This is a genomic window from Leeuwenhoekiella sp. A2 (assembly GCF_047946655.1).
Classification (GTDB): Bacteria; Bacteroidota; Bacteroidia; order Flavobacteriales; family Flavobacteriaceae; genus Leeuwenhoekiella.
On record NZ_CP172311.1, the window covers coordinates 2,170,868 to 2,187,815 of the forward strand.

A 16,948-nucleotide genomic window follows, 5' to 3' on the forward strand; every position below is an offset into this window, starting at 1 on the left:
AAAAGTACTATGATAAAATTATTTAAACTTAAAAATTTATACATCCTGGGTTGTTTAGTCCTTCTTGCAGGGTGTACTAGCGAACTGGATGTTGAGCCGGGTGATCCCAATGCTTTTCTGGCAGATGACTTCTATGCAGATCCCTCTGCATACAAAGAAGGATTAGCAGGTGTATATGCTAACTTAAGTCTTACAGGTACAGATGGTGCAGATAATTCTAATATTTCTGGTCTGGATGCCGGTACAAGTCAATATGGACGTGGTTTATGGAATTTACAGGAGCTTACAACAGATGAAGCTTTATGGACCTGGGAAAATGATCCTGGTTTACGTGAATTAAACAGAGATACCTGGACGGCAGATAATGTAGTTCTACGTGGTATGTTTGGTCGTACTATGACATCTGTGGCATTTGCAAATGAATTTTTGCGCCAAACTACAGATGATCTTCTTGATGCAAGAGGAGTTAGCGGTAGTCTTAGGGAGGAGATAACTACTTATCGCGCCGAGGTTCGATTTTTAAGAGCTTTAGCTTATTATCATATGATGGATTTGTTTGGGAAAGCTCCGTTTGTAACAGAAGATGATGCTGTGGGAGCATATCAAGCACCTCAATATAGCAGAACAGAGCTTTTTAGTTTTATAGAAAGTGAATTGACAGAAGTTTTACCTCAATTAGTAGATCCTTTACAGAATGAATACGCTAGAGCTGATAAGGCTGCCGCGTGGATGCTTCTTGCTAAGATCTATCTGAACGCTGAGGTTTATATAGGCGAAGACCATTACAGTGATTGTCTTAATTACTGTGAGCAAATTATAAATTCTGGCTACCAACTAAATCCTAATTATCTGAATGATTTTATGGCAGATAATGATCAGGGACTTTCAAGACAAGAGGTTATTTTCCCTATTGTCTCAGACGGGATAGTTACTCAAAATTACGGCCCTACTACTGTTATGATAAATGGGCAGATAGGATCTATTGAGCAAAATGGAGAGCAATTTGGTGTAAATGCAGGGGGTTGGAACGGAGCAATACGGGTTACCCAGCAATTTTCAGAAACCTTTTTAGAAGGTCCTTATTTAGAAGATGCACGTAACACTTTAATAATGGCAGACAGAACAATTAATATTCCTGATATTTCAAAGCGAGATACGGGATTTATAACTGCGAAATGGTCTAACAGAACGTCAACAGGTGAGTCTGGTTCTGCATTAGAGATTGTAGATACAGATTTCCCAATGTTTCGTCTTGCAGATGTATATCTTATGTATGCTGAAGCCCATTTAAGAGGTGGTGGTGGTACTTTATCTTCTGCGGTAGGGTATGTCAATGCTTTACGTGCACGAGCAAATAATCCGGAGCGCATTTCAACTTCGGGCTTGACATTAGATCTTATTCTTAATGAGCGTACAGTAGAATTATACTGGGAAGCACACAGGAGACAAGATCTTATTCGCTTCAATAAATTTACAGGAGGGTCTTACAATTGGTCATGGAAGGGAAGTACTGCAAATGGTATCGCAATAGATGATACTAGAAAGCTTTTCCCAATCCCAAGTGCCAGTTTAGCTGCAAACCCAAATCTTACACAGAACCCAGGATACTAAAATTAAACAGGAACAATATCATGAAAAGATCAATATTTATAATACTATCATTCATATCGTTATTAGGATTAAATAGTTGTGCCGAAGATGATACACTGCAATTTGTAGCTCAGGAACCTGCGGAAGGAGTAAGTTTTTCAAATTCATTTGCTACTGAGTATTTACTTTCTGCGGAGACTGAAGCTAATATTGCCGAACGATTTATTTGGAATGCTGCAGATTTTGATGCTCCAATAAATGTCACCTATGATCTCGAGGCTTCAACAGATGCTGATTTCTCAACATTAGATATTTTAGGCTCTACAACAGATACCAACCAGGCAGTAACAGTAGAACAGCTAATGGTGTTTGCTTCTGCTCTAGGTCTGGATGATGATCCTGACACCACAGACACTGAAGGAATTCCTAATAATACAGGGCAAGTTTATTTTAGACTGCATGCATACACAGGTACGGGTAATGCTAATACCGTAGATGTATATTCAGATGTACAACCTTTAACTATACGGGTTATAGAAAAAGCTCCTACAGATACAACAAGTTGCCCATCTCTTTATGCAGTAGGCGAGGCGGTTGCAGACTTTGGGTGGAACTTCCCCGGAGCAGAAATCTTTTGTGATAGTGAGGTTTTACAAGCTCATGTGAATTTTACGACTGGTAACTTTCGCTTTTTTGAAACTGTTGATGACTGGGCTTCTGGTGTAGGATATAATTATTTTGTAGATCAGGGATATACAATAGATGATAATTTTGCCAGTGCAGGTGATAGTGATGATAATTTTAGTTTTGTGGGCACTCCTGGTATATATATATTAACGATTGATCACACTGCTAAAACAATTACTCTTGAACCTTCAACCGCTTATTATCTTGTAGGTGATGGAGTGCCAAGCGGTTGGGGATGGGATAATCCTGTAGAGGTTGTTGAAACCAGTGCTTATATACGCACAGCGACTTTAGCCTTTGATAGTAGCGGAGCGTTTAGAATATTCACTGTACGTGATGACTGGAATAGTGGCATAAACTATCCTACTTATGAAGAAATGGGTTATACGATAGATCCCCTTCTAATTAACGCAGAAGATGGTGATAGCAATTTTAAGTTTGCAGGCGCAAATGGAACATTTACTTTGGTGATAAATGAACTGGAGAAAACTATCACAATAAAATAATATAATTGCTGATATCTAAAGGGGATGGTAGTTTTCTATTAGTGCTATTCCCTTTAATTTTAATATAACTGTTATTACCCTATCTATGCGATTTTCAGTATTAATTTTTAGTTTTTTTATTTTTCTAAGTTGTTCTTCGTCAGATGGTGAGGCAATGATTAATCCCGGTGATGACAATCCGCAGGGTGAAGCACCTACATCAGGTGAAGGCGAAGGAGAGGTAGATACTAAGACTTCGTTCTACTATGGCGCTGATCTGTCTTATGTAAATGAGATGGAAGACTGTGGGGCTGTTTATAAAGATAGTGAGGGTGTTGCTAAAGATGCATTTAAGATTTTTAGTGAAGCCGGTACAAATATTATTAGAGTGCGATTATGGAATAATCCTTCATGGACTAACTATTCTACGTATGAAGATGTGAAAAAAACCATTTCAAGAGCTAAAGCTGAAGGAATGCAGGTTTTGCTGGATTTTCATTATTCAGATTCGTGGGCAGATCCTGAGAAGCAGGAAATTCCCGCTGCGTGGGTTGAAGAAGTAGATAATACAGAAGCTCTAGGTAAATTATTATATGATTATACGTATAATACCCTTGCTCAATTAGAACAGGCAAACCTTTCACCAGATATCGTTCAGGTAGGTAATGAGATTAACCCCATGATATTACAGAAAGGGGAATTGCAATGGCCTATAGATTGGGATCGTAATTCTTTTTTAATTAATGAGGGTATAAGAGCCATTAGAGATATTTCTCAAGATACGGATAAGGAAATAGGGGTGATGCTCCATATTGCAGAACCCGAAAATGCTATTTGGTGGTTTGAACAAGCTACCCAGGCAGGTGTAACAGATTATGATTGGATTGGGCTTTCTTACTATCCCATCTGGTCAGAATATAATCTTGATAATGTAGGTTCAGTAATGTCAAATCTTATAGACACTTATAATAAAAAACTAATGGTAGTTGAAACCGCTTATCCTTTTACTATGGAGAATGCTGATAGCGCAAACAATATTTTGGGCAATGATGCACTTATAAGTGGATATCCAGCCAGCGAGCAGGGACAACTTGATTATTTAAATAAATTAAAAGAAGTCATTGCAGATGCAGGCGGGGAAGGGCTTATTTATTGGGAGCCAGCCTGGGTTTCTACAAACTGTACTACACTTTATGGTACAGGTTCTAATTGGGATAATGCTACCTTATTTGACCACGATTATAGGGCAACAGCAGGCCTAAAGTTTTATAATGCCTCTAAAGACTAACCTAACTAATTAAGCTTTCAATTAAATGAATTATTCCATTATTAATAGGCAGACGACTCTATTTACCATTCTGTTTTTATGCACATTTTCACCGATTTTTGCCCAGCAAAGGGAGGTTTTTACGCTTCAAAAAGATTGGCAATTCACAAAAGGAAATCCCGAGAATTCAGCACAACCTAACCTTGATGCTTCAAAGTGGGAAACGGTAAGAGTGCCTCATGACTGGGCGATAACGGGACCTTTTGATAAAAAAGGAAACGGCAGCACTGCAAAACTCCCATGGAAAGGCGAAGGATGGTACAGAAAAAATCTGGATATAAAACCCGCAATGAAGGGAAAACAGGTTTACCTCATGTTTGATGGTGTAATGGCTTTTCCTGAAGTTTATATTAATGGTGAGTTAGCCGGTAAGTGGGATTATGGATATAATTCTTTTTATCTTGATATAACTCCATTTTTAAACTGGGATGGCGATAATCTGCTTGCTGTACATGCAAACACTCAAAAACACGATAGCCGCTGGTACCCTGGAGCCGGGATATATCGTAAGGTACAGATGCTGGTAATGAACCCTGTTCATACAGATATCTGGGGAACTTATATTACCACGCCCGTTATAAATGACAGATATGCTAATGTGCGTATAAGCAGCACCATTTTTAACCAGTCTCAGGTTTCAGATTCAATTAAAGTAGAGCAGATTATTCTTAATCCGCAGGGGGAAGAAGTGGGTCATGCTAATTTAACCAGATATATTCCTGCGGGTAAGAAGAAAGATCTGGAAGTAACCATTCAGGTGACAGAACCGCAATTTTGGGATGTTGACCATCCTGATCTTTATGAAGTTATAACACATGTCTTCCGCGGAAGCGAGGAAACTGACAGAACCGAGAGCACCTTTGGTATACGCACTATAGAATTCACAGCAAATGACGGTTTTCATTTAAATAACCGCCGCGTGCAATTAAAAGGCGTGAATCTGCATCATGGTCAGGGGCCTCTGGGGGCAGCTTTTCATAAAAGAGCACTCGAGAGACAGTTGCAGATCATGAAAGGAATGGGCGTGAATGCCATACGTAATAGTCATAATGTCGCAGCCCCAGAACTTGCAGAATTATGCGATGAGATGGGACTTTTATTATTTAATGAAATTTTTGATAAGTATGATGCTAAAGCAGATATCGTAGATACAACAGATTTTGACGCTTTCGCGAAAAGAAACGTAAGCAATTTTGTGAAGCGTGATCGCAATCATCCTTCAGTGTTTATGTGGAGTGTGGGTAATGAGATAGGCGATGTGCAGTGGAATATAAATAATGGCTTTAAAAAGCTTCATACGATGGTTAATTATGTAGATAAGTATGACCCTACAAGACCTACAACTTTAGTTAATGATAATATGCAGGCGGCACGTATGCGCCATTTTGATTATTACGATGTGCTAAGTTATAATTATGGCAGGCGTTACAGTCTTGCACATGCGCTAGAGCCTAATAAGGCTGTGGTAATTAGTGAAAGTGCCTCGACGGTAAGTACACGCGGTTTTTATGAATTCCCTTTACCTGAGGAGAAAACCGATTTTACAAAGTCACTACAAGTAAGTTCGTATGACCTTAACGCACCTGAGTGGGCAGAGATAGGTGATGATGATTTTATGTGGCAGCAGGATGAACCATATCTGGCCGGTGAGTTTGTATGGACAGGTTTTGATTATCTGGGAGAGCCTACACCTTACGATAACATGTCTGTAAAAAAAATGGGCTTGGGCGATGAAGCTGCAGCTCGCAGCTCATATTTTGGGATTGTAGATCTGGTGGGGATTCCTAAAGACAGATACTATTTATATAAAAGCTACTGGAGGCCTGAAGAAAATACACTTCATATTTTACCACACTGGAACTGGGAAGGAAGAGAAGGTGAGAAAACACCTGTTTTTGTATATACAAATGGTGATTGTGCAGAGCTTTTTGTAAACGGAAAGTCACAAGGTAAACAATGTAAGAAACTAACATCATTCAATTCTACAGAGCGTTTTAGATTGATGTGGAATGATGTTAAGTATGAGCCTGGTGAACTTAGAGCAGTGGCTTATAAAAACGGACAAAAAATAGGTGAAGAAGTACTGAAAACCGCCGGAAAGGCAGATCACCTTAAATTAACTGCAGACAGAAAAACTATAAAAGCAGATGGGCAGGATCTGGTTTATATATTAGTTGAAGCTTATGATAAAGAGGGCAATCTTGCACCTTTGGCTAATAACAAGATCAATATCACTATAGAAGGAAATGCACATATAGCAGGAGTGGGTAATGGTAATCCACAATCTTTAGAACCCTTTCAGGCAGATCATGTAAATCTATTCTATGGTAAAGCTATGATTATTGTAGGAGCAGATTTTGAAAAGGGCAATGCAAAAATTATGGTTACTGCAGAAGGCTTAGGTAAGGATAGAATTACAATTGGAGTAGAATGATATAATAACTTCAATACGGTTAAAAAAAAGCGGCATTGCGCCGCTTTTTTATTTCAAATAATCATAATTCTTGTTAAGAAACTGCGTGGTTGCAAATTAATTACGCTTTTAGGCGAATATTTTTGTTTTTTATCCGATTTTAGCATCTTGTAGCTTGGTTTTTGGCTAGAGCTTGAAGGTGTTTCTAACATTTACCACGTTTATTTTTTATCTTAGGGAAGCAAACTCTTAAATTTTTAGATGCGCAAAATTGTTTTTGGTGTCATCCTCACGCTGCTTGTAGTTTTTACATTACGTTATTGCGATAATAAACGTGACGATGGGTTAGAAGAGGCTTCTGCGCTCATTGAGCAACAAGTTAAGAATGTAGGTAAATTAGTAGTTACAGAAGGTAATTTCTCTCAGGTTTTCACTTATGAAGATTCTAAGAAATTCTACCTCGATATATTTTCGGCTAGAAAAAAAGCACTTATCGTTGTTAATGCCAAAGTATCGATTGCATATGATCTTAGGCAGTTGCAAACGAAGGTAGATACTGAAAATAAGGTAATAACTATTAAGAATATTCCTAAGGAAGAAATTAGTATTAATCCTGATATAGAATATTATGATGTGAGTCAGGATTACTTAAATCAATTTGAGGCTAAAGATTATAACAAGATCAAAAAGCGTATTGATCAACTTATAGAGAAAAAGATAGAAGCATCAGATATAAAGCAAAATGCTAAAAACAGGTTAATTAGCGAATTATCTAATATTTATATTCTCACCAGGTCGCTGGGCTGGACGCTGAAATACGAAGATAGAATTATAGAAAAGGAGGGTGAACTCAATCAGTTTTTACCTTGATTAAAGAAGAAGGAATGAATAAATCTGCAATACAGGATTCTCGTTTGTCAACATTCAATTTTGAAATATTGCCTGGCGTTATGGCCATGCTCAATGAAGATCTCATCATTGTTGATTGTACTGCTACCTGGAAAACTAAATTCACAGTTGCAGTGAATGAGTCGATATTTTCACTTCCTGTAGCAGTAAAAAATGAAACCCTGTGGATAAAAATATTACAGAAAGCCCTTTCTGGTACTGATCAATTTTATCAGGAAGAGAATGAAAAAAATGATGAAGTATATCGCTGGGATATAAAACCGATCTATAAAAGCGGAGAACCTTTTTTGTTTATTCAACGTGTATTTGTAAAAAGTGCACGTAGCAATCGTATTCAGAAATTACGTGAGCAGGCAAACCGTGTCGCAGAAATAGGTTATTGGGAAGTAGATCTTATCAAGGATTCTATTTACTGGAGTAATGTTACCAGAAAGATACATGAAGTTCCTGCAGAGTATATACCTAAATTAGAAGGTGCGCTTTCATTTTACAAAGAGGGTCATAGTCGCAACAAAATTCAAAAACTTGTACAAGAAGCTGTTGAGAATGGGACTTCATATAATGCAGAACTGGTGCTTATTTCGCACAAGGGAAAAGAAGTTTGGGTTAATGCACGGGGAGAAGCTCAGTTTGAAGATGGTAAGTGTGTTAGGCTATTAGGTACTTTTCAGGATATAAGTGTTGCCAAGCGCAGAGAGCTGCAAATACAAACCAGCGAAGAGCGATTTAGAATGGCATTTAAAAATACGTTGATTGCCTTTATTCTCGTTGATGCTCATACTTTTAAAATTAAGGATATAAATATCGCAGCCAAAGCTATTTTTGGCTATAGCCGAAAAGAATTTTTAGAACTTAGAATAAGAGATGTCACTCATCCTGATGATTCGCAGGTTTCTTTAGCAAAAGTAAAGCAACTCTTAAATGGTAAAATTGAAAAACTCAATTTTGAAACCAGATATATACATAAGAATGGGAATGTAATTGATGCACGAGTTTTTGTTTCTCTAACGTTTGATGAAGATGGTGTGCCATCAACTATAATTGCCCAGATACAGGATATTAGTGAACTAAAAAAGAAAAGTAAGGAAGTAGATAAATTTATTGATGTTACGACAAGGCAGAACAGGCGTCTTCTTGATTTTGCTCATATAGTTTCTCATAACTTGCGATCACATACAAGTAACATTGCAATGCTACTTGAATTTATGGAAAAAGAAGAGGAAGCAGATGAGAAAGAGCAACAGTTTAATATGCTTAAACGCGCTTCTAAAATGCTTTCTGAAACAATAGATCATTTAAATGGGGTAATCGCACTCGATGTTGATAAGCAGGATAAGCTTAATCTCAATTTGAATGAGTATCTTGAGAAGATGATTTCTTCTATCCAAGGTCATATCTTAAATAATGGTTTTAAGGTTATAAATGATATAGATCCTTCTTTTATGGTTTCTGCGGTGCCGGCTTATCTTGAGAGCGTAATTTTAAATATGCTTACTAATTCGATCAAATACAGATCGCGTGACAGAGATTCATGGGTGCGTTTTTCTGCTCACAAAAATGGATTGCAAAGCATTATAACTGTAGAAGATAATGGCAGAGGTATAGATCTTGTGCGGCACAAGAAGAAAATATTTGGTATGTATAAGACCTTTCATGATCATCCTGATAGCAGAGGGTTAGGATTATATATGACCAAACGACAAATTGAGGTAATGGGCGGTGAGATTACAGTAGAGAGTGAAGTAAATAAGGGTACAACATTTAAAATATACTTATATGAAAAAAGTTAAATTGGCTTGTATAATTGACGATGATCCCATTTTTGTTTTTGGGATTAAGAAAATGATGGAGCTAACTGAGTTTTGTGATAACTTTCTTATATGTTGTAATGGTAAAGAAGCTCTTGATAAATTAACCAGCATCATCGCTGAAGGCGAAAACATACCCGAGGTAATTCTGCTAGATCTTAACATGCCTGTTATGGATGGCTGGGAATTCTTGGAAGAGTTCACTAAAGTTGATTCACCCAAGCAGATAGTTATTTATATCGTCACTTCATCAATAGATACAGTAGATCTTGAGCGTGCAAAAGAATTTAATATAGTGTCAAACTATGTTGTTAAACCTATCGCGGTAAAAGATCTCGAGGGAATTAAGGAGAAGATATCTGCACTTTAAAAATTATACTTTTTCAATAAGTTTATCAGCATTTATGAGGTCAACACCATCATTTATAAGATGTGCTATTGACCTTTTTCTTTGTTTAAGCTCTTCTAAATAAGCCAATATTTCACCTAAAAAGGCCGTTTTTTGACGTTTGAAAGCGATTTCATACAATTCTACAGTAAGTAGCCAATCATTAGGATAGTCTTTCTTGAGAATTTTAAAAACGGCTTCAGGAGTGTGCTGGGTGTTCTTTCCTTCTCTGTAATTGCGCACCGCCAGATATAAAGAATTTAATTCACTATTGCTCTGCGATCTGCTATTCTTGTTATCGCTTGTAGATAATTTATGGGTAATCCGGTTAAAAGATTGGTCATCAGCCGGACCGGCATACGCTGAAACAATTTTTTTACCTACCGCCATGTCATATTTACCCCATTCTGGTTTGAAGAGGACACGATCGCCTAGCGTCACCGTACATTCGCGAAAGCTTATAAGCAGTATTTTTCCTTTCAGATTTCTGGTTCCTGTTATTATTTCGCCTTCCACTTTAATACCGGCTTCAAATTCTAATGCTACTCGTTGCCCTTCAAAAATTTTATAAGCCTGTAAATCACGCGGACTCATATCTTCTATAGCAAGATTAATACCTTTAAGTTTGCCTAATGCCGTACCATAGCCATTGCGGTGGCTTGCTGTGCCATGACCTACTAATTCTTTATCTCTATACGATAAAGCAGTATCCCCCAGAGTTTGTATGTAAGCGACCTTATCGCCTGAGGTAATCATTTCCTTAAAACTGCCAGATATCTGTAATCCCGTGCTTAATTCAACCGTGCCTAAAGCCTGCGAATCTATTAATTTTTTTAACCCTTCAGGACCACCGGTGCGTAAAGCCATTGTATTTGCAAACTCCTCTAAAACCTGACTTAAATAGGCAAAATCTGGAGTCACATACAGTTGTGGTTGTGGTTTAGTAATATCAAATTCTTGTTCCGCGGCAGCGATATTATACGGCAACTTTTTTACATCATTAGTCATGCACCATTTGCTTTCACCTATTGATGATAGCAACCCTGCACCGTATATCTTTGGGTTATTGAGTGGGCCTATAAGTCCGTATTCTACAGTCCACCAATGTAAATTACGTATGCGTGACATCTCGCTAGGCGTTCCCATATTTTGCTGTAAATAGTCAACTTTTGTTTCGGCAGCTTCTATTTCATCAGCGTGAGAATTTTCAGCTTCTTTTAAAATCGAAAGCTTGCGCACGGCTTCATACAACTCATAGTCTTTTGCAGATGATATGGCTTTGCATCCTATTTCGCCAAAGCGTCTTAAATATTCTGCATATTCAGGATTTGCTATTATAGGTGCATGGCCGGCACCTTCATGAATAATATCTGGGGCGGGCGTGTATTCTATATGTTCAAGCTGGCGTATATCTGAAGCAATAACGAGAACATTATATGCCTGAAACTCCATAAAAGCACCCGGTGGTATAAAGCCGTCTACAGCAACCGCAGCCCAGCCAATGTCTTTTAAAATACGGTTCATACCGTACATATTAGGAATGTGATCTATAGAAATGCCCGTTAGTTTTAAACCTTCTAAATACGATTTATGTGCAATTTTAGTAAGATAATCAACATTTTTGCGCATTACATAACGCCACACAGCCTGATTTATCGCTGTGTAATTATCATAGTTTTGAGGCATAATAAATTGTCTCAAATGAGCAGGCAGTCTGTCTATGAGTGGGTTGATTTCTATATCTGTATTGCAATTGACGTTCATCATTTAAATTTACTAATCTCAATGCGAATTTCAGCATCTTGATTTTTTGTATTGCTAGAATTTAACCATTATTTTTAGCATTCTAATAACCAAAAATCTAATTCCTGATATTTTTATGGAAGATCAATATGTAGAACTGGAGCACCAATCAGGAATTGCTACGATAACTTTTTATACTCCAGATCACAATGCACTACCGTTGTCTATTTTAAATGAGTTAAAAGATAAGATAGAAGAAGCGGGAGGGCTTGATGAGGTAAAAGTAATAGTCTTAAAAAGTGGAGGTGACCGCACATTCTGTGCTGGAGCTAGTTTTAAAGAGCTCATTGCGATTGAAAACGATGCAGACGGGGAAAAGTTTTTTATGGGCTTTGCAAATGTTATTCTTGCAATGCGTTCCTGCCCCAAGTTAATAATAGGTCGCGTTCAGGGAAAAGCTGTAGGGGGCGGAGTAGGGCTGGCAGCGGCAACAGATTATTGTTTTGCAACTAAATATGCCTCGATTAAGCTTAGTGAAATAAGCATTGGTATTGGCCCATTTGTTATAGGCCCCGCGCTTGAGCGAAAAATTGGGGTTTCAGCTTTCTCCCAAATGACTATTAATGCTAAAGGCTTTTATGACCCGCAATGGGCAAAAGAGAACGGTTTGTATGCAGAGGTCTATGAAAATATAGCAGAGATGGATATGGGGATACAGACACTCACAAATAACTTGATCACTTATAATCCGGAAGCTCTCAAAGCCAGCAAAACGGTTTTTTGGGAAGGTACAGAATCGTGGCCGGCCCTTTTGCAGGAACGTGCTAAAATGAGTGGATCTCTGGTTCTTTCTGAATTTACAAAGAAAACCTTACAAGGATATGATTAATAAAAAAAGGCCTGAAAAACAGGCCTTTTTGATATGAAAATCGGCAGTTTTAGCCTAATTATCGGCTAATTTAGGAGGATATTCAGTCATAATTTCCTGAACAATCTCATTTATTCTGTCTTGTTTTTTACTTACATCTTTTGCCAGATAACCTGTACCCTGACCTTGCCACACAAGTTCTTTCTTACCTGCATCAATTAGGTCTATGTAAAGCGTACCTTCTGTACTTCGTGATATAGAGTTACCATAACCGTAACCACCCCAATAAGGATTATAAGGTCCCCAAGGACCCCAGCCCCAACCATAGTTATTGTATACATCTACTCTTTGTTGAGCAGTGGTAAAAATGCTTACGAGCATTTCAGGATTATCAGATTTAGTAAAACCTTTTGCTGTAAGTTGAGCTTCAATAGCTCGCATTATACGTTTTTTATCAAGGTCTGATATTTCTGCTTTGTCAATCCCGGGCTTAAAAAAAGCAAAGGTTTTATATTGGTTAAAGTTTGTGCTTTGATCGTAATCTGATGCTACTTTTACACTGCTGCATGAAGAAAAGGCTGCAATGATCAAAACTAATAACAAGGGTTTAAACGCTTTCATCATTATAATTTTATGAGATTAGTACTGTTACTTGAGCCTTATTAAGTTACTAAAGCATTTGCAAAATTCAGCAAAGAAACCTAGAAATAATAGCTAAAGTTTTCACAAGAATATTCATCAAGTATTGTACCACGTTTATTTATGAGACTTGATTGAACAGGAGCTTGATAAGCTCAAAATAGAAAACTATTTCTTAGAATTTTCTTTGTAGGGGCAGTGCCTGCAATTGCTGTCACAACAGTAACCACGTTTTAAATGATACTGCTCAGTAAAGCACCGATAACCTTGTGGTGTAAGGTAATAATCTCCTTCTTCTAGCGGAATATGTTTTTTGAAATAAGACACGTGCAAATATAGACTAGAAAAGCTTTTTATTTGAAGATACAAAAACTAGGCTTTTAATGTCAATTTTAGGCTATTCAACGGTAAAATCGGAAGCCTTGATAACTCCTGTTTTTCCATCAGTATTTGAGCCCCAGGAAAATTTAAAATCAAATGGGCCCGTATATTGAAAGTACCAAAACTCAAACTTGTGTTTGCCTTTTCCCAAATTTGCAGATCCGGTTTGATCTAAACCACCTGAAGGCGCACTTAGCCAACTATCTAATACTATCGAGCCGTCAATATAAAGCCTAACTCCATCATCTGAATGAGCAGAGAAATTAAAATTTCCTGAATTCATAACTTCATAAGTTCCGGTTATTTTTATAACATATCCGGTATCATCAGTAGTAGGGTTCATAGTTGCTATAGCCGCATTAGAATCGAGAATGCCATTATATGCCCCTGATTTAGTTATAAGAGTTTCATATTCAATATTATCAATATCAGGTGCTGAATTTTCTGCTATGTCATAAGAATAAAATTGCATACCAGGATGTATAGTACTGGTATACGCTTTTATGAGATTCCATCTATTGTTATCCCAATAATAAAAACCTTCTACCACATTATTGGGTGAACTTCCTGCTGCTGTGGTATTATAAACTAAGAGTCCATCAGGTTCTGCAGCCTGAATGGTTGCGTTATCTGTAATATTTTTTAATTGAACTTTATTAATAAGCAAACCTTGATTAGATCTGCCCATGTCTATAGAAGCACTTATGGCAGGAGATACATTATTAATACCCAGTGACCCGGCGGCATTTATATTTATATCATCTTCATAAATACCGTTTCCGTTATTCATTACAGCTAATTCAAGGACCGCGTCATGTCCTGAAGAGGCACTTCCTCCTTTATTATCCTGATATTGTATAAAAGCATAATCACTGCCCGAGTTATAACCACTGGGAAAGACGATAGAAGATTTTCCTCCATCATCTCCATGCTCTATTATTATGGTGCCCTCTGTTGCTGAAACAGGAGAGCCGGAGGTTTCATATATAGTGAATGTATTATTGGGATTGTTCGTGTTTATACCAACGAGCCCATTGGTATATATGTTGTCATCAATACTAATAGGAGCATTCGTGCTTTTTTCAAGATACCAGTCATTGTTTGTTTTTCTATACCTGTCTTGAGTAGCCTCTTCAATTAAATTTCCGTTATTATCTACGTTTAAAAAGTACGCAAGCGTTCCTGAAAAATTTCCTTTACCGTAAGCATTGAGAGTTATTCCGTTATCATTTCTTAAAGTTAATGTAGGAGTTAGGCTGTTAGGATTAGAAACGTTAGAACCCGTTGCAAAAACCAGATCTGTTCCTGTGTTGGGTTTTACGTATATGGCGTTGTCATAATAATTGCCAGAATTTCTAAAACTGAACCCGTTTTCTAATGAATTATCTGTACGTTTAAGAATGTATGAATTTCTATTGGTAGAGCCAGAAAGAGAGAGGCTTTGAGTACTTGCGTTTATGATCCGATTTGAATTTAGAGCACTATTTGCTGTGTACAAATTTATATTGCCTGTATTGATTTTCTGCCATTTGGCAGAATCCCAATAATAAAAGCCTTTTCCTGTTGAGGTATTTGTATTATATACAATTAATCCCTCTTCAGCAGCTCCGGTTATAGGTGATTGATTATTTAGATTTATAATATTTACTTGAGGTAAAAGCAAACCCTCTGTAGCATTAACACCTCCTATATCTAGAAGCGATGATTCATCAGGGTTAATGTTACCTATAGCTATTTGTGCATAGATATTTATATTGAGTAGAAGAACCAAGAAACTTAACCGTTTTAATAGTTTAATTATCAATACAAATCCCTTAGCTTGAATTTTTCGGCTTACAATTGAATAGTATATTATATCTAACATGCTATTCAATTGTAAAGTCTGTAGCTTTCATAGTTCCGCTAAGGCCATCGGGATTCGCTGCCCATTCTAATCTTAATTCTTGTCCCCCAGCGTTCTCGTAAAACCAAAAAACAAATTGATGCTTACCTTTTGCAAGCGGTATGGCTGCAGAAGAAGGTAAAGGGTTTTCAAGTCCACTATCACTCCAGTCGTTAAATACGAGAGAGTCATCTATATAGATACGACCACCGTCGTCAGTTCCCATCTTAAAAGTGAAATTACCAGCAGTTTTTACAGTATATGTACCTACTATTTTAATTGCAAAACCATCAGAATCGCTTACTGCTGGATTCATAGCTGCAATAGCATCATTATTAAGATTGCCGGCATAACCACCAGATTTAGTTACTATAGTATTTGTTTCTAAAATTCTTATATCAGGAGCATTTTGATTACTTATATCATACGAATAATATTGTACGCCTGCTGCCGGGCTGTTTCCTGTATTATTGAAACTATTCCATTGAGCATTATCCCAATAATAGAACCCTTCTACAACATTATTAGGGGCGGTTCCTGCGGGAGCAGTATTGTATACTAAGAGTCCGTCTGGTTCTTCACCTACAATTGTATTTGTATCTGTTCTGCTCTGAAGGGCTACTCTGTTAATAAGAATACCTTGATTATTTCTTGCCAGATGCAGCGAAGCGCTGGGGCTTGGAGCACTTGTATTTATACCTAATGAACCAGAAGCATTTATATTGATATCATCCTGCCAAGGAGTATCTGGCCCATCATTAGACGTACCTATTTCAAGCAGACTGTTTTCAGTTGTAGAACCGTTACCACTGCCATCATCCTGATATTTAATATAGCCATAATCACTTCCTGAGTTAATTGCGCTTTTAAAGACTATTGAAGATTCACCAGTACCGTCAGTATTACCATGTTCTAATAATATTGTCCCAGTGTTAGGACCAGCTACTGTACCCATTGCTTCGTAAACATGAAAAGTAGCCTGTGGGTCTAGAATATTAATACCAACATTGCCGTTTGTGTAAATATTATCGCCAATGTCTGTAGGTGGCGAAGTAGTACTGGCCTTAAACCAGTCTTTGTTAGCTTGAGAAGAGGCTACTCCCTGGTCTATTTCTAATACATTACCGTTAGTATCTATCCCTAGAATATGAGATGGAGCACCACTCTTACTACCGGTGCCGTATCCATTTAGCACAAGACCGTTATCATTTTTTAACGTGAGTGTGGAAGAAAGATTTGTAATTGTAGATGAAGTACCTCCCGTAGCAAAAACTAAACCTTGATTAGTGCCAGGTTGCATATAGATATTGGCATCGTAAGCATTGTCAGAATTTTGGAAAGCTATTCCCTGTTCTGTATTGTTATTAGTACGCTTAAGTATAAAAGCGTTTCTACCTTGGTTGCTGGCTAACTGCAAAAAGTTATTTGATGCGCTTATTGTCCTGTTTCCTGCTAAAGTACCGTCTGCAGTGTAAAGATTATCTGCTGAACCACTACTTACCTTTATCCAGCTTGAACCGGACCAATAATAGAAGCCTTTACCTGTAGTAGTATTAGTATTATATACTAAAAGACTCTCTGCTGCTGTGCCAACTATTGGATTCTGGGAGCTTAAATTAGGTATATTAACACGAGGTATCAAGACTCCTTTATCTCCAGCGGAGTTATGAATGTCTAATAAAGAGGATTCATGTGGTGATATGTTTCCTATCCCCACTTGTGCATAACAAGCAGTTGTGATAATTAAAAACAATGTAAATAAAACAATACGATTTTGGGGGTAATTTATTCTATTCATGCGGTATACGGAAATTAGGGTGGACGAATT

At 37.4% G+C, this 16,948-nt stretch carries 13 protein-coding genes; 8 read left to right on the top strand and 5 right to left on the bottom strand.

The genetic code is table 11. The features are described from left to right. The first annotated feature begins 9 nt into the window (after positions 1-9). The 7 genes from ACH3PA_RS09590 to ACH3PA_RS09620 all read left to right on the top strand — a co-directional run bounded on the left by ACH3PA_RS09590 (position 10) and on the right by ACH3PA_RS09620 (position 9,589). The gene (locus ACH3PA_RS09590; protein WP_416444765.1) at positions 10-1,611 is read left to right on the top strand and encodes a RagB/SusD family nutrient uptake outer membrane protein; all 1,602 of its coding nucleotides are present in this window, start codon (positions 10-12) and stop codon (positions 1,609-1,611) included. A 20-nt stretch (positions 1,612-1,631) separates the two neighbouring features. Continuing rightward, positions 1,632-2,783, top strand: coding sequence for a SusE domain-containing protein (locus tag ACH3PA_RS09595; RefSeq protein ID WP_416444763.1), 1,152 nt, complete (start codon positions 1,632-1,634; stop codon positions 2,781-2,783). Between the two features lie 85 nt (positions 2,784-2,868). Continuing rightward, positions 2,869-4,050 (top strand): glycoside hydrolase family 53 protein, encoded by a 1,182-nt coding sequence (locus tag ACH3PA_RS09600; protein WP_416444760.1) that lies wholly within the window; start codon positions 2,869-2,871, stop codon positions 4,048-4,050. 25 nt (positions 4,051-4,075) lie between these two features. Next, positions 4,076-6,523 (top strand): glycoside hydrolase family 2 TIM barrel-domain containing protein, encoded by a 2,448-nt coding sequence (locus ACH3PA_RS09605; protein ID WP_416444758.1) that lies wholly within the window; start codon positions 4,076-4,078, stop codon positions 6,521-6,523. A 240-nt stretch (positions 6,524-6,763) separates the two neighbouring features. Next, the gene (locus ACH3PA_RS09610) at positions 6,764-7,372 is read left to right on the top strand and encodes a DUF4230 domain-containing protein (protein ID WP_416444756.1); all 609 of its coding nucleotides are present in this window, start codon (positions 6,764-6,766) and stop codon (positions 7,370-7,372) included. Between the two features lie 14 nt (positions 7,373-7,386). Continuing rightward, positions 7,387-9,201: a sensor histidine kinase gene (locus ACH3PA_RS09615; RefSeq protein ID WP_416444754.1), complete on the top strand. Its 1,815-nt coding sequence runs from the start codon at positions 7,387-7,389 to the stop codon at positions 9,199-9,201. Next, positions 9,188-9,589 (top strand): response regulator, encoded by a 402-nt coding sequence (locus tag ACH3PA_RS09620; RefSeq protein WP_416444752.1) that lies wholly within the window; start codon positions 9,188-9,190, stop codon positions 9,587-9,589. Before ACH3PA_RS09615 ends, ACH3PA_RS09620 begins: the two co-directional genes overlap by 14 nt. A 3-nt stretch (positions 9,590-9,592) precedes the next feature. Here the strand turns inward: ACH3PA_RS09620 and ACH3PA_RS09625 are convergent, their stop codons facing one another. Further along, a complete protein-coding gene (locus tag ACH3PA_RS09625; protein WP_416444750.1) occupies positions 9,593-11,374 on the bottom strand; it encodes an aromatic amino acid hydroxylase in 1,782 nt (593 codons plus the stop codon). Between the two features lie 112 nt (positions 11,375-11,486). Between ACH3PA_RS09625 and ACH3PA_RS09630 the strand changes: the two genes are divergently transcribed. Beyond that, positions 11,487-12,239 carry an enoyl-CoA hydratase/isomerase family protein gene (locus tag ACH3PA_RS09630; RefSeq protein ID WP_416444748.1) on the top strand — a complete coding sequence of 251 codons (753 nt, stop codon included), beginning with the start codon at positions 11,487-11,489 and terminating at the stop codon, positions 12,237-12,239. Positions 12,240-12,293: 54 nt separating this feature from the next. Here ACH3PA_RS09630 and ACH3PA_RS09635 read toward each other — a convergent pair whose 3' ends face one another. From ACH3PA_RS09635 to ACH3PA_RS09650, 4 genes are all read right to left on the bottom strand, one after another. Then, positions 12,294-12,839 (bottom strand): DUF4136 domain-containing protein, encoded by a 546-nt coding sequence (locus ACH3PA_RS09635; protein WP_416446622.1) that lies wholly within the window; start codon positions 12,837-12,839, stop codon positions 12,294-12,296. A gap of 186 nt (positions 12,840-13,025) precedes the next feature. Next, positions 13,026-13,184 carry a DUF5522 domain-containing protein gene (locus tag ACH3PA_RS09640; protein ID WP_416444747.1) on the bottom strand — a complete coding sequence of 53 codons (159 nt, stop codon included), beginning with the start codon at positions 13,182-13,184 and terminating at the stop codon, positions 13,026-13,028. A 70-nt stretch (positions 13,185-13,254) separates the two neighbouring features. Beyond that, complete coding sequence (locus ACH3PA_RS09645) at positions 13,255-15,102, bottom strand: PA14 domain-containing protein (RefSeq protein WP_416444746.1); 1,848 nt, start codon at positions 15,100-15,102, stop codon at positions 13,255-13,257. 1 nt (position 15,103) lies between these two features. Continuing rightward, on the bottom strand, positions 15,104-16,918 hold the full coding sequence (locus tag ACH3PA_RS09650) for a PA14 domain-containing protein (RefSeq protein ID WP_416444745.1): 1,815 nt from the start codon (positions 16,916-16,918) through the stop codon (positions 15,104-15,106). Positions 16,919-16,948 lie beyond the last annotated feature (30 nt).